The sequence below is a fragment of the Angustibacter sp. Root456 genome (genome assembly GCF_001426435.1).
Taxonomy (GTDB): Bacteria; Actinomycetota; Actinomycetes; order Actinomycetales; family Angustibacteraceae; genus Angustibacter.
In genome coordinates this window covers 335,518-351,427 of the sequence record NZ_LMER01000020.1, presented here as the reverse complement: position 1 = coordinate 351,427, position 15,910 = coordinate 335,518, and the positions used below count along the sequence as shown (strand labels likewise).

Genomic DNA, 15,910 nt, shown 5'->3' with positions numbered 1-15,910 from the left:
GGCGGCCGGGGACATCGCGGCGGCGGCATACGCTCTCGGCGTGACGAACACGAACGAGACGGACATGACGTACCGACCCCTCGGCCGCTCCGGCCTGATCGTGAGCACGGTCGGCGTGGGCTGCAACGCCTTCGGCGCCCGGATCGACGCCGGGCAGACCCAGGCGGTGGTCGACGCGGCGATCGACTGCGGCATCACGCTCTTCGACACCGCGGACATCTACGGCCAGGGCGCGAGCGAGGAGCTGCTCGGCCGCGCGCTCGGCAGCCGACGCTCGGACGTCATCGTCGCGACGAAGTTCGGCATGGACATGCACGGCGCCAACGGCCCCGACTTCGGCGCCCGCGCGTCACGGCGATACGTGCGCAAGGCCGTCGAGGCGAGCCTGCGCCGCCTCGGCACCGACTGGATCGACCTCTACCAGCTGCACACGCCGGACGGCGTCACCCCCGTCGAGGAGACGCTCGCGGCGCTCGACGAGCTGGTCGACGAAGGCAAGGTGCGTTATGTCGGCAGCTCCAACTTCAGCGCCTGGCAGGTCGCGGACGCGGACTGGACGGCCCGCACCCGCGGCTTCGAGCGGTTCGTCAGCGCGCAAAACAAGTACTCGCTGCTCGACCGCGAGGTCGAGGACGAGCTCGTGCCGGCGTGCGAGCACTTCGGCCTCGGGCTGCTGCCGTTCTTCCCCCTCGAGTACGGCCTGCTCACCGGCAAGTACCGCCGCGGTGAGCCCGCGCCCGAGGGCTCGCGACTGCAGGCGCAGGCCGCCCGGCTCGAGTCGGCCGACTGGGACGCCATCGAGGCCGTCGAGGCCTTCGCCGCCGAGCGCGGGATCGGCGTCCTCGACGTCGCCATCGGTGGGCTCGCCGCCCAGCCAGCCGTGGCCAGCGTCATCGCGGGAGCCACGCGTCCCGAGCAGGTCCGGGCCAACGCCGCCGCCGGTTCCTGGCAACCGACGATCAGCGACCTGGCCGAGCTCGACGCCGTCACCGCGGCGTCCTGAGGCGGCCGTGCCGGGCCGGTGCCACCATGGGTCGACGGCTCGGGGTGGTGCCGTGGCGGTGACCGGGAGGTGCGCGTGGCCGACCCCGCCCGCCCGGTGACGCCGACGACGTCCCCCGCGCCACCGCTCGCGGTCGCGCCGTCCCCCGTGCCGCCGTCCCTGTCGGCGCGGGCCTGGCAGCGCTTTCGGGCCTGGCCCACGTGGGTGCAGGTGCTGGTGGCGTACGCCGCGTCGCGCGTGCTCTGCGGCGTGGTGATCGAGCTGGCGGCCCGGTGGGCGCAGAACCCGGCTGGCGTGGGGGCCCTGCACCCGCACTACGCTGACCTCGTCGGCATCTGGGACGGCGAGTGGTACCAGCGCATCGCCGAGCACGGCTACCCGAGCCGGCTTCCGCACGGCCCGGTCGGCGCCGTCGACTACAACGGCTGGGCGTTCTTCCCGCTCTTCCCGATGCTGGTGCGAGCGGTGATGGTGACCGGGCTGCCGTTCTGGCTTGCGGCGAGCGTGGTCAACCTCCTGGCCGGCGCGGCTGCTGCGCTCGTGATGTGGCGGCTCTTCGCCGCCGTCCCGGGCCACCGCCGACTCGCCGCCCTGGCGGTGGCGATCTGGTGCCTGCTGCCACCGGCACCGGTGCTGCAGGTGGCCTACACCGAGGCCCTCGCTGCGCTGCTGCTCGCCGGCTCGCTGCTGCTGCTGGTGCGCCGGCAGTACCTGTGGGCCGCGCCGGTCGTGCTGCTGCTGGGGCTCACGCGGGCCGTCGCCGCGCCCCTCGTGGTGATCGTGGTCTGGCACGGCGTGCGCCGCTGGCGTCGCCGCAGCCGCGACCCGGTCACCACCCGGGACCGCTGGTCGTGGACGGCGCTGCTGGCGGTCACGGCGGTGTCGGCGGTGCTGTGGCCGGCCATCGTGGGGGTGGCGACGGGCGTCCCGCGCGCGTTCTTCCTGACCCAGGCCGCCTGGGGGCAGCGGCCGGCCGACGGGCCGTTCGTGCCGTGGCTGACGTGGGCCTGGCAGGGCCTCGGGCTGGCCGGCGTGGGGTTGCTGCTCGGGGTCGTCGCCGCGGGCCTGCACGTGCTGCTCGGCCGGCACACCGCGTGGCTCACCCCAGACCTGCGGGCGTTCGGCGTCGTCTACCCGCTCTACCTGCTCGCGGTGGTGCGCCCCATCACGAGCATGTGGCGGTTCCTGCTGCTCGACCTGCCGATCGCGGCGGCCTTGGCCAGCGCGGCAGCCCGCGGCGCCCGTCCACGGGTGAGCCCGCACTGGCGCGGCCGGCTCGCGCTGGCCCTGCTCCTCGGCCTGGCGGCGCTGACCTGGTGGACGTTCGTCTACCTCACCCGCGTGCCGTGGAGTGACTCGCCGCCGTGAGCGTCAGGCGCCGATCGCCGTCCGGACGCCGAGCAACCGTCGCAGCAGCCACGCCCACGCGGCCACGGGGTCGCCCGACCCGGTGACGGCGAGGCGCGCGTGCTTCAGCACCGCTGCCAGGGTGAGCGGGGTCTGGGCGGCGGCCGGTGCGGCCGCCAGCGAGCCGCTCCGTGCCCCCGTGGCCTGGGGCGTGGGCTGTGCGCTGGACTTGGCGGTGGGCTTGGTCTTGGTCTTGGGCTTGGCGGTGGGCTTGGGCTTGGCGGTGGGCTTGGGCTTGGCGGTGGGCTTGGCTTTAGCCCGGGATGCGGTCTGGCGGGCCGCCCGCGTGGTGGTCGAGCTCGTGGGTCGGCTCGAGCTCTTCGAGGACGGCGCCTTGGCCGTGCTCGACGCCGGTGCGGACGCGCCGGTCGGCAGGCGGAAGACCTCGACCACCCACAACTGCCCGCCTGCGGTGGCGACGCCGACGCCGATCTGGGAGTAGCGAGCGCTGAGGATGTTGGCGCGGTGTGGCGCGGAGCCCATGAACGCGCGGTGGATCGCCGTCGCCGAACCCCCGGTGCCGACGTTCTCGCCGAGCACCTTCCAGCCAGACACCTGCGAGCTGAGGCGAGGGTTGTGCGCGAGCCGCTGGGACGCGGCCATCGAGGCGGCCCACGAGCGGGCCACCGACGCGAGCGTGGCGTTGCTGCTCAGGGGCGCCAGACCAGCCGAGCGGCGGGCGGAGTTGATGCTCGAGACGAAGGTGCCGGCGTCCGACGCCGCGGCGCTGGAGGCACCCGCGACACCGGTGAGCAGGCTCGTGCCCACGAGGGCGGCGGTCAGCAGCCCGCGAACCCGCAACCCGAGGCCGGGCATCACACGCCCATCCGGCGGCGCGTCGCGGTGTCGACCTTTCCGGTGGCGCGCAGGTGGTGGCGCTTCTGGAAGGCGACGACTCGCGAGCGCGTGACGGGGCCGTAGTAGCCGGTGGCGCGCACGTGCAGCTTGCGCTGGATCTTCTTCACCGTCGTCCCGCGGGCGCCGTAGCCGATGGTCCGCGCCGGGCGCTTGGCCCGGACTGCCGGACGCGCGAAGACCTCGACGACCCACATGCGGCCGTGGCCGTAGGCGACGCCGACGCCGACGCCGGTGTAGCGCGAGCTGACGACGTTGGCTCGGTGCGGAGCCGAGTGCATGAACGCCGAGTGCAGGCTGCGCTCGGAGCCCCCGACCCCGACGTTCTCGCCGAGGTAGCGCCACGACCGCACCTGGCTCGCCACCCGGGGGTTGTGAGCCAGGCGGTTCGAGCGCGCCATCGACTGGGCCCACCGCCGGGCGACGGCCGTGAGCGCCCCGGAGCCACGCAGCTGCGCGCGGTGACTCGCGTGCCGCGAGGAGTTGATGCTCCTGACGAACGCCCGCTCGGTCGAGGTGACGGACGGCGCGGCCTGCGCGGGCGCTGCGGTGAGCAGGCCAGTCAGCAGGGAACCGAGCAGCGCGAGCCCGGCGACAGAGGCGGTGCGCCGCCGAGCGAGAGGGGCGCGTCGGGGCGGGTTCAGGGCGGGCAGAGCGGTGTGCGGCATCGGGTACTGCTCCGTTCGGGTCGCTTCGAGGGCGGGACCGGGCATCCCTGGTGTCTTCGACCCGCCGATGGGGCGGTCTTGAGTAGGCCGTTCGGGTGAATCGCGAGCGATCACCCGGCGTGTCGGCTGGAAATGGCAGACTCTGCGCGTGCCTGAGTTGCCGGAGGTCGAGGGCCTCGTCGGGTTCCTGCGGGAGTCCGCCGTGGGCCGCGTGGTCGCGCGGGTCGACATCGGCAACATCAGCACGCTCAAGACGTTCGACCCGCCGCCGACCGCGCTCGCCGGGCTCGAGATCACGGGCGTCGACCGCCACGGCAAGTGGCTCGACGTCGACGTCGACGGCCTCCACCTGGTCTTCCACCTGTCGCGAGCCGGATGGCTTCGCTGGTCGCCGCAGGTCTCACCGACGCCGCTGCGGCCAGGCAAGAGCCCGATCGCCCTGCGGGTGGTGCTCGACGACGGCTCCGGCTTCGACCTCACCGAGGCCGGCACCCGCAAGCGGCTGGCGGTGTACGTCGTGCGCGACCCCCGCGAGGTGCCGATGATCGCCTCGCTCGGACCCGACCCGCTCGCCGCCGGCTTCGACCGCGACGCGCTCGCGCGCATCCTCGCCGGTCAGCGCACCCAGGTGAAGGGGCTGCTGCGCGACCAGTCGGTGCTGGCCGGCGTCGGCAACGCCTACTCCGACGAGGTGCTGCACGCCGCCCGGCTCTCGCCGTACGCGCTGGCGGCCACGCTGAGCGACACGCAGGTCGACGCCCTGTACGAGGCGATGCGCTCGGTGCTCACGGAGGCGGTCGCGGCGGCGGCGGGCAAGCCGGCCAAGGAGCTCAAGGACGCCAAGCGGGCCGGGCTGCGCGTGCACGGGCGGGCGGGTGAACCCTGCCCGGTGTGCGGCGACACCGTGCGCGAGGTGAGCTTCGCCGACTCCTCGCTGCAGTACTGCCCCACCTGCCAGACCGGCGGCAAACCGCTGGCCGATCGCAGGATGTCGCGGCTGCTGAAGTGAGGCACCATCGGGGCATGAGCGATGTCCCTGAGGTGAGCGTGACCGACCTTCCGCCCGGCGCCGCGCTGGTCGACGTGCGCGAGCACGACGAGTACGCCGCCGGTCACGTCGACGGCGCGGTGCACGTGCCGCTGAGCGAGGTGCCGCAGCGGATGAGCGAGCTGCCCGCCGGCGAGCCGCTCTACGTCATGTGCCGCTCGGGCAACCGCTCGGGCCGCGCCGCCGCGTGGCTCAACGCGCAGGGCATCGAGTCGGTGAACGTCGCCGGCGGCATGCTCGCCTGGGCGGCGGCGGGCAAGCCCATGACGTCGTCGGACGGCGCCCCCCGCGTCCTCTGACCTCTCCCCTCCCGGCAAATTCCCCGGAACTTGCACGCCTGAGCCCGCGTAGCCGTACAAGTTCCGGGGAATCTGCCGGGGGTGCGGCGGGCGACAAGGATTGAGGAGTCTGGCGATGTATTGGGTGATCGCTAGACATCTCGATACGGTGCGATCGTGGACCCCATCCGCAATCCCTACGCCCCCGGCGCCGGCCAGCGGCCGCCTGAGCTCGCGGGCCGCGACGGCGAGCTGACCGCCTTCGACGTCGTCCTGGAGCGCGTGGCCCGCGGCCGACCCGAGCGCTCGCTCGTGCTCACCGGCCTGCGCGGCGTCGGCAAGACCGTGCTGCTGGGCGCGCTGCGTTCGGCCGCGGTGCGCCGGGGCTGGGGCACCGGCAAGCTCGAGGCGCGTCCCGACACCTCGCTGCGCCGCCAGCTCTCGGCGGCGATCCACCTCGCCGTGCGCGAGCTCGGCTCCACCGGCGCCGGCCAGGCCGAGGCCGACCACGTGCTGGGGGTGCTCAAGGGTTTCGCCCTGCGCGACGCCGGCCCGAGCAGCAAGCTGCGCGACCGCTGGCAGCCCGGCATCGACGTCCCCGCCGTCACCGGCCGAGCCGACTCCGGTGACATCGAGATCGACCTCGTCGAGCTGCTCACGGACGTCGGCGGGCTGGCCGCCGACCGCGGCCGCGGCGTCGCGATCTTCATCGACGAGATGCAGGACGTCGGCCCCGACGACGTGTCCGCCCTGTGCGCCGCCGCGCACGAGATCTCGCAGCAGGGCCTGCCGCTGATCGTCGTCGGGGCTGGCCTGCCGCACCTGCCGGCGGTGCTGTCGGCGAGCAAGTCCTACAGCGAGCGGCTGTTCCGCTACGCCCGCATCGACCGGCTCGACCGCGCCGCGGCCGACGTCGCCCTGCGTTCGCCCGCGCGCGACGAGGACGCCGACTGGGACGACGCGGCGCTCGACGCGATGTACGAGGCAACGGCCGGCTACCCCTACTTCGTGCAGGCCTACGGCAAGGTCGCGTGGGACGTCGCCCCCCGCTCGCCCATCACCGCCGACGACGTGCGCGTGGCCGCCCCCGAGGCCGAGGCCGAGCTCGCCGTCGGCTTCTTCGGCTCGCGGTTCGAGCGGGCCACGCCGGGCGAGCGCGAGTACCTGCGCGCGATGGCGGACGTCGAGGACGCCGGCGCCGACGGGGTCGTCACCACCGCCGCGGTGGCCGACCACCTCGGGCGCAAGCCGCAGTCGCTGTCGCCCGCACGCGACGCGCTCATCAAGAAGGGCCTGGTCTACAGCGCCGAGCGCGGACGCATCGCCTTCACCGTCCCGCACTTCGGGCGGTACCTGCGCGCCCACGGCTGACCCGTGAACGGCGTGCTGCTGGGCTTCGTGACGATCGGCGCCGTCATCGCCGTCGGCATGCTGCTGGCGCACCTGCGGGTGCTCGACCTGACCGCCCAGCGCACGCTCACCGACGTGGCCTTCTTCGTGGCGAGCCCGGCGTTGATGCTGACGACCTTGGCCCGCGCGGACGTCGGCGCCGTGCTCACCCGCAACCTGCTCGCCACCGTGGCCGGGGTCGTCGTGGCGGGTGGCGCCTACGTCGTGGGCGCCCGGCTGGTGTGGCGCCGCGACACCGGCCACACGACCGTGGGGGCGCTGTGCTCGGCGTACGTCAACGCCGGCAACCTCGGCATCCCCATCGCGGCCTACGTCCTCGGCGACGCCGCGCTCGTGGCGCCCACCCTGCTGCTGCAGCTGGTGGTGCTGCAGCCGGTGGCGCTCGCGGTGCTGGACGCCGACCGGCACGCCGGAGGCACGGGGTGGCGGCGCACGCTGCCCCGCCCGCTGCGCAACCCGCTCACGGTCGGCTCGCTGCTGGGCGTGCTGCTCGCCGTCACCGGCGCCCGGCTACCGGACCTGGTCGAGGCGCCGCTGCACCTGGTCGGCAACCTGGCGGTGCCGGCCATGCTCATCGCCTACGGCGTGGCGCTGCGCCTGGGCCCGCGGCCCGGACGAGCTGGGTCGGTGGCCGAGCTGGCCACGACGTCGGTGCTCAAGGTGCTCGTGCAGCCGCTGGCCGCCTGGTTCGTCGCCGACATCGTGCTGGGGGTGCGCGGCCACGCCCTGCTAGCGATCGTCGTCACGTCGGCGCTGCCCACGGCGCAGAACGTCTTCGTGCACGCCACGCGCTACCAGCGGGCCACCGTGCTGGCGCGCGACACGATCCTCGTCACGACGGTGAGCGCGGTGCCCGTGATCGTCGGGGCGACGCTGCTGCTGCACTGAGCACGCGGCAGTCGGCGAACCCGTGAAGCGCTTGGCCTTGTACACGGCTGCGCGGATGTGGTTCGGTGCAAACCCGGACGCATGATCACAGTCGGGAGACATCGTGAGCGACGACCTGCAGGACCGCACGAGCAGCATGACCGGTCTGGGCATCTGGCGCCGCAAACCCATCGACGCGATCGAGGCCCCCGGGGCTGACGACTCGTCGCAGCTCACCCGCTCGCTCGGGCTGTGGCAGCTCACCGCGATCGGGGTCGGCGGCATCATCGGTGCCGGGATCTTCTCCCTGGCCGGCAGCGTCGCCAGCGGTTCGGACGGCGGCAAGGGCGTCGGCCCCGCGGTGGTGATCTCGTTCCTCATCGCCGGGATCGCGAGCGCGGCCGCCGCCCTGTCGTACGCCGAGTTCGCCGGCCTCATTCCCAAGGCCGGTTCGGCGTACACCTACGGCTACGCGGTGCTCGGCGAGGTCGTGGGCTGGGCGATCGGCTGGGACCTGCTGCTGGAGTACATCGCGATCGTGGCGGTCGTCGCGATCGGCATCTCGGGCTACTTCGGGTTCCTCCTGCAACAGCTGGGCATCTCGCTCCCGGCGTGGATGCTGGGTGCGCCGGGCACCGGCTCGGGCCACAAGGTCGACCTGTTCGCCATGCTGCTCTGCCTGCTCATCGCCTGGCTGCTCACCCTCGGCATGCGCAACGCCGCGCGCTTCGAGACGCTCGTGGTCGGCCTGAAGGTCGCCGTGGTGCTGCTCGTGATCGGGGTCGGCGTCTTCCACCTCAAGTCGGCCAACTACACGCCGTTCTCGCCCGCCGGCTGGGGCGGCGCCTTCACCGGCGCGGCGACCGTGTTCTTCGCCGTCTTCGGCTACGACGCCATGAGCACGGCGGCCGAGGAGTCCAAGGACGCCCAACGCCACATGCCCAAGGCGATCATCTACTCGCTCGTGATCGCGATGGTGCTGTACGTGCTCGCCTGCCTCACGCTGGTGGGCCTGCAGAACTACACCGAGATCGACCCCGCCGCCGGCTTCGCCTCCGCGTTCGACAGCATCGGGCTGACCGGCGTCGCCGACGTCATCGCCGTGGGCGCGATCATCGGCATCCTCACGGTGATGTTCACCTTCATGCTCGGCGTCACCCGCGTGTGGTTCGCGATGAGCCGCGACGGCCTGCTGCCGCGGTGGTTCGCCAAGACCCACCCCACGCGCCACGTGCCGGTGCGCGTGACCTGGCTGGCCGGCGTCCTGTCGGCGATCATCGCGGGGGTCATGCCGATCGCCGAGGCTGCCGAGCTGACGAACATCGGCATCCTGCTGGCGTTCGTGGTCGTGAGCTTCGCGGTGATCCGGCTGCGGTACAGCCAGCCCGACCTGCCGCGGGGCTTCCGCTGCCCGGGTGTGCCGTTCGTGCCGGCGATCGGCATCGTCTTCAGCCTGTGGCTCATCACGTTCCTCGACCCGGTGACGTGGCTGCGCTTCGCGGTGTGGTTCGCGCTCGGGCTGGTCGTGTACTTCTCCTACGGCCGCAAGCACTCGCTGATGAACGCCGAGTCGCCGCGCCACCAGTGACGGGGCGCTGACCTCGTCGTCCGTCGTGGTGGCTGGGCATCGCCGGTGATGCTCAGCCACCACGATGGCGGCTCGGCTCAGCGGCTCAGCGGCTCAGCGGTAGCGCGCGCTGCTCACGCCGCATCCGCGACAGCGTCGGAGGTGGGCTGCCACCGCACCCAGGCGATCGTCGCGCCGACGATGACCGCAGCCAGCAACGCGGCCACGTGCTGGTGCAGCAGGATGCCGAGCAGCGTGTCGCCGGCACTGTGCAGGAAGTCACGCGCGGGCTCGAGCACCCGGCGCGCAGCGGCCTGCGGCTGCGTCGGGTACCCGCTGCCCCGACGCACGTCGCCCCAGCCGTAACCGATCGCGAAGTGCACGAGCGTGAGAGCCAGCCAGAGCGCCAGGCTGCCGACCGCCGTCACGGCCGCGGCCACGGTGCGCCCGACGTCGCGGCGAGCATGCAGGCCCGCGCAGCCGAGCATCGCCACCAGCAGCACCGGCAGCCACCGCTCGGTGGTGGTGCTCGCGGCGAGCAGCGCCAGCCCGAAGGCGAGCCGGGCTGGGCCGCGTCGCAGCAACGTGCCCGCCACGAAGCCCAGCACCTGCCCGGCGGCCAGCAGCCCGGCCACGATCGCCGTCTCGTGCGGCACGGGGTCGGGCAGCGGGGTCACCGCCAGCCACAGCAGCCCGCTCGCCACCACCAGCACGATCGCGCGCGGCAGCCACCGCGTCACCACGAGCGACGCGCCCAGCGCCGCCGCGCACGAGCCGAAGAACACCTGGTCGCCGTGCAGCAGCTGCACCGCCGGCAGGCCGAGCGACGACACCGACCAGCCCGCCGGGTACCAGACCAGCGCCCCCACGAGCACCGATGCCGCAGGCCACCAGCGGGCGACGTCCCCCCGTGTCGTCATGCCGTCACCCTAGAGGTGGTGCCACGATGGCTGCGTGAACGCCGGACCCGAAGTGGTCGCTCACCGGGGATCGAGCGCGGAGAAGCCTGAGCACACGTTGAGCGCGTACCTACGGGCGATCGAGCAGGGCGCGGACGCGCTGGAGTGCGACGTCCGGCTCACGGCCGACGGGCACCTCGTGTGCGTCCACGACCGCAAGGTCGACCGGACCTCGAACGGCCGGGGCGTCGTCTCGACCCTCGAGCTCGCGCACCTCGAGGGCCTGGACTGGGGGTCGTGGAAGGCCGACTTCGACGACGAGGACGACCCCGAGACCCCCGACCGCGACCGCGGCCGGATCCTCACGCTGCGCAAGCTGCTCGACGCCGTCCGGGACTGCGGGCGCCCGGTGCGCGTCGCGATCGAGACCAAGCACCCCACGCGCTACGCCGGCCTGGTGGAGCGCAAGCTCGCCCAGCTGCTCGCCGAGTACGGCTGGGACGCCCCGCACCCGCAGTACCCCTCGCCGGTGCGCGTCATGTCGTTCTCGTCCATGGCCCTGCAGCGGATGCGCCAGCTCGTGCCGACGCTGCCGCTGGTGCTGCTGGTCGAGGACCGCGTCCCGCTGCGCATGCGCGACGGCTCGCTGCCCAAGGGGGTCGGCGCGGCCGGTCTCGACATCGCCCTGCTGCGCCGCTACCCCGAGCTCGTCCGGCGCTTCCAGCAGCGCGGCAACCAGGTGCACGTCTGGACCGTCGACCGCACCCAGGACGTCGACCTGTGCCTCGACCTCGGTGTCGACGCGATCATCACCAACCGCCCGCACCACGTCCTCGACCTGCTCGGTCGTGTGACGTGAGGGTGTGCAGAGACCGAAGTGTCCGGTTAGGGTGGCCGAGGTAGCGATACGTGACGTCGCGTGACTCATGGCTACCCTCCCGGGGGCTGTCGGTGCGCGAACCGGGGCAGACCCGCGGGGAGGACTCGTGACCCAGGCGACGATGGCGGTGACCACGCGCTCTCGCACGCTCCGCGTGCCCCACAGTGCAGCCTCCGTGCCGCAGACCCGACGAGCGGTCGTGGCCGACCTGCGAGCGCGCGACCTGCCGGCCGAGGTCGTCGACGAGGCCGAGATCGCGGTGTCCGAGCTGCTCGGCAACGCTGTGCGCCACGCCTCACCCTTGCCGGACGGCGCCGTGCGCGTGCACTGGATCGTGCGCGGCGGCGTCGTCGAGCTCGACGTCACGGACGGCGGCAGCCCCACCCAGCCCAAGCCCGTGCACGCGGGCACCTACGCGACGAACGGGCGGGGCCTGCGCATCGTGCGCTCGCTGGCGCACGAGTGGGGCGTGCTCGACGACGACCGCGGGCGCACGGTGTGGGTCAGCCTCGGCGGCCCGTCGCGCCGCCGGCGGATCTGACCTCATAGAGTCTGCGGCCATGGGCAAGTCCTCGCGCCGCGCACCCCGTCCCTCCGGCACCGCTCTGGCGGACGCCGACGTCCCCGTGGTCGGGCAGCGCGAGCCCTGCCCGTGCGGCTCGGGCAAGAAGTACAAGGCCTGCCACGGTCGTGCGCGCCAGGTGCAGCAGCCGGCGTTCGTCGTCCGGCCGTTCGAGGGACTGCCCAGCGAGCCGGACTGGGTGGCGCTGCGCGAGGTCGTCCCCGCCGCCACCGCGACCGTGCGGCTGACCGACGAGCTGCGCGAGCGCTTCGGCGTCGACGAGGTGGTGGTGGCGACCGTGCTGCCGCTCGCCTGGCCGGCGCTGCGGCGGGCCGACGGGCGCGTGCTGATCGGTCTGCAGACCGGTGGCGGCTCCGGCGACCCCAGCCGCGACGTCGGCGCCGCGCTCGAGCTCGCCCTGTCCGCCGAGCCGGGCAACCCGGTGTCGCTGGCCCAGGTGGCCGAGGGTGGCCGGCGGCTGCAGGAGCTGGTCGACGTCTCCGCGCCCTTCGAGGTGAGCGTGCACGACGGCTTCGACTTCTGGGTCGAGGGCGCCGACGAGCTCGACCGTGACGTCCGCGAGTCGCTCGAGCACGCCAACGCCGCCGTGATCCCCACCGAGCGGCTCACCGGCGTCGACGCCGCCTACTGGTGCCGCATCGGCGACCGCACGCACCTGCGGTGGGTGCTGCCGCAGCCCGAGGACACGCTGCTCGACGCCATCGCCCGCCTGCACGCGGCCGGTGAGAGCGGGCTCGGCGAGGGAACCCGCTACATCGGTGCCTTCCGTGCGCACGGGCTGCTCGTGCCGGTGTGGGACCTGCCGCAGGACGCCGTGGCGGCCGACGTCGAGGCGCCCGCGGTGGCGTTCGCCGAGCGGCTGCAGCAGGCGCTCGCCGTCGACGCGCCCCTGACGTACGACGAGCGGCGGGCGCGGGCCGGCGTGGTCAGCCGCCAGCTCACTTTGCGCTGACCCGGGGGCCGGTCAGGCGGTGACGGTGATCTCGTGCACCTCGTCGAACGGATGACCGGCGCGCTGGTGGATTCGCTGCACCGCCTCGGCGCTCGGTGCCTCCGAGAGGCAGAACACGTGACCGGTCGTGGGGTCGGCCCAAGCCTGCTTGAAGTCCACGCTCTCCTCGCCCTGGATCGCGAGGTCGGCCTGGTGAGCCGCGTGCAGCTGCTCCGCCGTCACGCCCTTCATGCTGGTGTGGACGTCCATGAACTGGGGCATCTGGTACCCCTCTCTGACGGGTCGCCCGGGGGCGGCGTCGAGTCCCGAGGACGACGAAGGTACTCGCGGCCGCGCGGCGGCGGAAGGGCCCGCGGCGTAGGCTCGGCGAGACGGTTTGGCAGCGCGCTGAGGAGGTCCCCATGGAGTATCGGCGACTCGGCCGACTCGGGCACGAGAGCTCGGTGATCATCTACGGCGCCGCCGCGCTCGCGGAGGTCGACCAGGACACCGCCGACGGCTCGGTGCAGGAAGCGCTGGACGGCGGCATCAACCACTTCGACGTCGCGGCCAGCTACGGCGACGCCGAGCTGCGGCTCGGGCCGTGGATGCCGAGGATCCGCGACCAGATCTTCCTCGCCACCAAGACCGGTGAGCGCGAGCGCGACGCCGCGTGGGCGCAGATCAACGCCTCGCTCGAGCGGCTGCAGACCGACCACGTCGACCTGCTGCAGCTGCACGCCGTCGGCGACCTCGACGAGCTCGACAAGGTCACCGGTGAGGGCGGCGCGCTCGAGGCCGCGGTCCGGGCGCGCGACGAGGGACTGGTGGGGGCGGTCGGCATCACCGGCCACGGGCCGATGGCGGCCCAGACGCACCTGGAGGCGTTGCGGCGCTTCGACTTCGCGACCGTGCTGACCCCGCTGAACCCCAAGCTGTACGACGACCCGACCTTCCGCGACGCGTACACCGCGCTGGTCGAGGAGGTGCAGCGTCAGGACGCAGGACTCATGACGATCAAGACGCTCGCGCGGCGCAACTGGCCGGGCGTGGGCGCGGGCGAGTCGGCCGCTGGGCAGGCGTACGCCACCTGGTACGAGCCGATCGACGAGGCCGAGGTGGTGCGCGCGGCCGTCTCGTGGGTGCTCTCGCACGGCGAGCTCACGGGCCTGGCGAGCGCGGGTGACGTCCGGCTGCTCGGGATGATCCTGCGCGCCGAGGCCGACCGGCTCACCGCCGAGGCCGCGGCCGAGCTGCTGCGGGGCGACGACGAGTACGCCTCACCCTTCCTGCGCATGCCCGCCTGANCTGCCGTGCATGATCACGCCCGGCGGGGATCTCCCTCGGGTGTGATCATGCACGCCAGCGCCGGCGGGATCAGGTCACGGCGTCGCGCAGGATCGGGCACGACATGCACCGCGGACCACCCCGGCCGCTACCCAGCTCGCTGCCCGCGATCGCGACGACCTCGATGCCCGCCGCTTCGAGCCGCGCGTTGGTCTCGCTGTTGCGCTCGTAGGCGACGGCGACCCGCGGGGCGAGCGCCAGGGTGTTGTTGCCGTCGTCCCACTGCTCGCGCTCGGCGGTGACGGGGTCGAGCCCGGTGTCGATGACGTGCAGGCGGTCGATCCGCATGGCGTTCGCGGCGGCGTCGAGGAACGGTCGGGGCGGGTCGACGCGCAGCACGCCGTCGTCGTCCAGGCAGACCTGCAGCGCGGTGAGCGTGTCGGCGACGTTGGGGTACATGACGATCGCGTCCGCATCGACCATCGTGCACACGGTGTCGAGGTGCATGGTCGCGCGCTCCTGAGCGATCGGCACCGCCAACACGGTGTGGGCCAGGCCGGAGCGCAGCAGTCGGCCGGCGAGGCGCTCGACGCCGGCCGGTGTCGTCCGCTCACCCGTGCCGACCGCCACGACGCCCGGCGCGAGCAGCAGGATGTCGCCGCCCTCGACGTGCTCGAGCTCAGGCTCGTAGGCGAGCGCGGTGCCGGCGAACCGTGGGTGGTAGCGGTAGATCGCGCGCGTCAGCGACGTCTCGCGGCGTCGCGCGGGCATCGCGAGGCTGGTCACGGCGACCTGGTCGCCGATCCAGGCGCTGGAGTCGCGCGTGAAGAGCAGGTTGGGCAGCGGGTCGATGACGAAGTCGTCGGGCGCCGCGAGGGCCGACACCACGCCCGGACGCCGGGCCGGACGCCGTGCTGACAGCTCGTCGTGCCGCAGCCCCGCGATGAGCACCTGGGCCAGGTCGTCGTCGGCCAGGTCGTCGAGCACCTCACGGGCGCGACCGGCCAAGCGCTCACCGACGTGGGGCTGGGCCAGAGCGTCGTCGATCGTCTCGCGACGCGCATCGGGCAGGGCCAGGGCCTCTCGCAGCAGGTCGGCGACGTAGAGCACCTCGACGCCGCGGTCGGTGAGGGCCTGGGCGAAGGCATCGTGCTCGTCCTGCGCGCGGTCGACCCACGGGATCCCGTCGAACAGCAGGCGGTCGTTGTTGCGGGGCGTCAGTCGCCGCAGCTCGGGGCCGGGCCGGTGCAGCATCACGGTGCGCAGGCGGCCGACCTCGGTGTCCGCTCCGGTCGATGGCATGCGCCGACCCTAGACGGTGCCGCCTTACGCCGCCTCCGCCACTCGCGCCAGGTTCCGCCACTCGCGCCGGGTTCCGCCACTCAGGCCGGGTCCGGCGGCCGGAGGCCGGCCGGGACGGCGCAATGCGGCCTGGGTGGCGGAAGGGTGTGGGTGGGGGTGGCCGCTAGGCTCGGCCGGGTGACTGCTGCACCCCGCCCTGTCGCCGTCGTCATCCCGGCGAAGGACGAGGCCGAACGCGTCGCCGCCACGGTGCGCGCCGCGGCCACCATCGACGGTGTCGACCTCGTCGTGGTGGTCGACGACGGCAGCTCGGACGACACCGCCGCCGCGGCCCGCGACGCCGGCGCCGAGATCGTGCGACACGAGCGCAACCACGGCAAGGGCACCGCCATGCAGACCGGCGCGGCCTACGTCGCGCGCCACGAGGGTGAGACCGACGACCCGCATGTCCTGCTGTTCGCCGACGCCGACCTGGAGCAGTCGGTGGTGCAGACGGCCGCCCTCACGGTGCCCGTCCGCGCGGGCCAGGCCGACATGACGATCGCGATCCTCCCGCCGCAGCGCACCGCAGGTGGTGGCCGCGGCTTCGTCGTCCGGCTGGCACGCGAGGGCATCGAGAAGCTGACGGGGTGGACGCCGACGCAGCCGCTGTCGGGCATGCGCTGCCTGAGTCGTGAGGCCTTCGAGGCCGCGCTCCCCCTGGCCCGAGGCTGGGGCGTCGAGGTGGGGCTCACGATCGACCTGCTGCGCCAGGGGATGCGCGTCGTCGAGGTGCCGTGCGACCTGCACCACCGCGTCACCGGCACCGACCTGCGCGCGCAGCTGCACCGGGCGCGGCAGTACCGCGACGTCTGGCGCGCGCTGGCCGTGCGCCGCGTGCGGCGTCCGAAGCAGGCAGCTCGGCCTTGAGCCAATCCCCCGCCGC

17 protein-coding genes are annotated in these 15,910 nt (G+C 73.5%); 12 read left to right on the top strand and 5 right to left on the bottom strand.

Features of this window, described 5'->3' with window-relative positions; all coding sequences use genetic code 11:
• Positions 1-64 precede the first annotated feature (64 nt).
• Together ASD06_RS16405 and ASD06_RS16400 are read left to right on the top strand one after the other, a co-directional pair.
• A complete protein-coding gene (locus tag ASD06_RS16405; RefSeq protein ID WP_056681149.1) occupies positions 65-1,003 on the top strand; it encodes an aldo/keto reductase in 939 nt (312 codons plus the stop codon).
• A 75-nt stretch (positions 1,004-1,078) separates the two neighbouring features.
• Entirely contained in the window at positions 1,079-2,371 is a 1,293-nt protein-coding gene (locus ASD06_RS16400; RefSeq protein WP_157371766.1) for a hypothetical protein, read from the top strand.
• A 3-nt stretch (positions 2,372-2,374) separates the two neighbouring features.
• On the opposite strand, the gene ASD06_RS16395 is transcribed toward ASD06_RS16400, so the two are convergent.
• A complete protein-coding gene (locus ASD06_RS16395) occupies positions 2,375-3,226 on the bottom strand; it encodes a CAP domain-containing protein (RefSeq protein ID WP_157371765.1) in 852 nt (283 codons plus the stop codon).
• Positions 3,226-3,933, bottom strand: coding sequence for a peptidoglycan-binding protein (locus tag ASD06_RS16390; protein ID WP_162248101.1), 708 nt, complete (start codon positions 3,931-3,933; stop codon positions 3,226-3,228). Before ASD06_RS16390 ends, ASD06_RS16395 begins: the two co-directional genes overlap by 1 nt.
• 148 nt (positions 3,934-4,081) lie before the next feature.
• Here ASD06_RS16390 and ASD06_RS16385 point away from each other — a divergent pair, with 148 nt between their 5' ends.
• From ASD06_RS16385 to ASD06_RS16365, 5 genes are all read left to right on the top strand, one after another.
• Positions 4,082-4,942 carry an Fpg/Nei family DNA glycosylase gene (locus ASD06_RS16385; RefSeq protein WP_056680122.1) on the top strand — a complete coding sequence of 287 codons (861 nt, stop codon included), beginning with the start codon at positions 4,082-4,084 and terminating at the stop codon, positions 4,940-4,942.
• Between the two features lie 14 nt (positions 4,943-4,956).
• Complete coding sequence (locus tag ASD06_RS16380; RefSeq protein ID WP_056680119.1) at positions 4,957-5,280, top strand: rhodanese-like domain-containing protein; 324 nt, start codon at positions 4,957-4,959, stop codon at positions 5,278-5,280.
• A gap of 156 nt (positions 5,281-5,436) precedes the next feature.
• Positions 5,437-6,630, top strand: coding sequence for an ATP-binding protein (locus ASD06_RS16375; RefSeq protein ID WP_056680116.1), 1,194 nt, complete (start codon positions 5,437-5,439; stop codon positions 6,628-6,630).
• 3 nt (positions 6,631-6,633) lie between these two features.
• Entirely contained in the window at positions 6,634-7,557 is a 924-nt protein-coding gene (locus ASD06_RS16370; RefSeq protein WP_056680113.1) for an AEC family transporter, read from the top strand.
• A gap of 136 nt (positions 7,558-7,693) precedes the next feature.
• On the top strand, positions 7,694-9,124 hold the full coding sequence (locus tag ASD06_RS16365) for an amino acid permease (protein WP_056681145.1): 1,431 nt from the start codon (positions 7,694-7,696) through the stop codon (positions 9,122-9,124).
• 113 nt (positions 9,125-9,237) lie between these two features.
• Here the strand turns inward: ASD06_RS16365 and ASD06_RS16360 are convergent, their stop codons facing one another.
• Positions 9,238-10,023, bottom strand: coding sequence for a hypothetical protein (locus tag ASD06_RS16360; protein ID WP_157371763.1), 786 nt, complete (start codon positions 10,021-10,023; stop codon positions 9,238-9,240).
• A gap of 34 nt (positions 10,024-10,057) precedes the next feature.
• On the opposite strand from ASD06_RS16360, the gene ASD06_RS16355 reads away from it, so the two are divergent.
• The 3 genes from ASD06_RS16355 to ASD06_RS16345 all read left to right on the top strand — a co-directional run bounded on the left by ASD06_RS16355 (position 10,058) and on the right by ASD06_RS16345 (position 12,417).
• Positions 10,058-10,861: a glycerophosphodiester phosphodiesterase family protein gene (locus ASD06_RS16355; RefSeq protein WP_056680107.1), complete on the top strand. Its 804-nt coding sequence runs from the start codon at positions 10,058-10,060 to the stop codon at positions 10,859-10,861.
• Between the two features lie 142 nt (positions 10,862-11,003).
• Positions 11,004-11,423 (top strand): ATP-binding protein, encoded by a 420-nt coding sequence (locus ASD06_RS16350; protein WP_056681144.1) that lies wholly within the window; start codon positions 11,004-11,006, stop codon positions 11,421-11,423.
• A 19-nt stretch (positions 11,424-11,442) separates the two neighbouring features.
• Positions 11,443-12,417: a DUF5926 family protein gene (locus tag ASD06_RS16345; RefSeq protein WP_056680104.1), complete on the top strand. Its 975-nt coding sequence runs from the start codon at positions 11,443-11,445 to the stop codon at positions 12,415-12,417.
• A 12-nt stretch (positions 12,418-12,429) separates the two neighbouring features.
• On the opposite strand, the gene ASD06_RS16340 is transcribed toward ASD06_RS16345, so the two are convergent.
• Positions 12,430-12,678, bottom strand: a complete 249-nt coding sequence (locus ASD06_RS16340; protein ID WP_056680101.1) for an SCO4226 family nickel-binding protein — start codon at positions 12,676-12,678, stop codon at positions 12,430-12,432.
• A gap of 140 nt (positions 12,679-12,818) precedes the next feature.
• Between ASD06_RS16340 and ASD06_RS16335 the strand changes: the two genes are divergently transcribed.
• On the top strand, positions 12,819-13,703 hold the full coding sequence (locus ASD06_RS16335; protein ID WP_056680098.1) for an aldo/keto reductase: 885 nt from the start codon (positions 12,819-12,821) through the stop codon (positions 13,701-13,703).
• A gap of 70 nt (positions 13,704-13,773) precedes the next feature.
• On the opposite strand, the gene ASD06_RS16330 is transcribed toward ASD06_RS16335, so the two are convergent.
• Positions 13,774-14,985: an arginine deiminase gene (locus ASD06_RS16330; RefSeq protein ID WP_056680095.1), complete on the bottom strand. Its 1,212-nt coding sequence runs from the start codon at positions 14,983-14,985 to the stop codon at positions 13,774-13,776.
• A gap of 177 nt (positions 14,986-15,162) precedes the next feature.
• Here ASD06_RS16330 and ASD06_RS16325 point away from each other — a divergent pair, with 177 nt between their 5' ends.
• Positions 15,163-15,894, top strand: a complete 732-nt coding sequence (locus tag ASD06_RS16325) for a glycosyltransferase (RefSeq protein ID WP_056680092.1) — start codon at positions 15,163-15,165, stop codon at positions 15,892-15,894.
• Positions 15,895-15,910: the final 16 nt, after the last annotated feature.

Coding starts and splice junctions, on each gene's coding strand:
- ASD06_RS16405 (WP_056681149.1), top strand. CDS start 65: ATGACGTACCGACCCCTCGGCCGCTCCGGCCTGATCGTGAGCACGGTC.
- ASD06_RS16395 (WP_157371765.1), bottom strand. CDS start 3,226: ATGCCCGGCCTCGGGTTGCGGGTTCGCGGGCTGCTGACCGCCGCCCTC.
- ASD06_RS16390 (WP_162248101.1), bottom strand. CDS start 3,933: ATGCCGCACACCGCTCTGCCCGCCCTGAACCCGCCCCGACGCGCCCCT.
- ASD06_RS16380 (WP_056680119.1), top strand. CDS start 4,957: ATGAGCGATGTCCCTGAGGTGAGCGTGACCGACCTTCCGCCCGGCGCC.
- ASD06_RS16365 (WP_056681145.1), top strand. CDS start 7,694: ATGACCGGTCTGGGCATCTGGCGCCGCAAACCCATCGACGCGATCGAG.
- ASD06_RS16360 (WP_157371763.1), bottom strand. CDS start 10,023: ATGACGACACGGGGGGACGTCGCCCGCTGGTGGCCTGCGGCATCGGTG.
- ASD06_RS16350 (WP_056681144.1), top strand. CDS start 11,004: ATGGCGGTGACCACGCGCTCTCGCACGCTCCGCGTGCCCCACAGTGCA.
- ASD06_RS16345 (WP_056680104.1), top strand. CDS start 11,443: ATGGGCAAGTCCTCGCGCCGCGCACCCCGTCCCTCCGGCACCGCTCTG.
- ASD06_RS16340 (WP_056680101.1), bottom strand. CDS start 12,678: ATGCCCCAGTTCATGGACGTCCACACCAGCATGAAGGGCGTGACGGCG.
- ASD06_RS16335 (WP_056680098.1), top strand. CDS start 12,819: ATGGAGTATCGGCGACTCGGCCGACTCGGGCACGAGAGCTCGGTGATC.
- ASD06_RS16330 (WP_056680095.1), bottom strand. CDS start 14,985: ATGCCATCGACCGGAGCGGACACCGAGGTCGGCCGCCTGCGCACCGTG.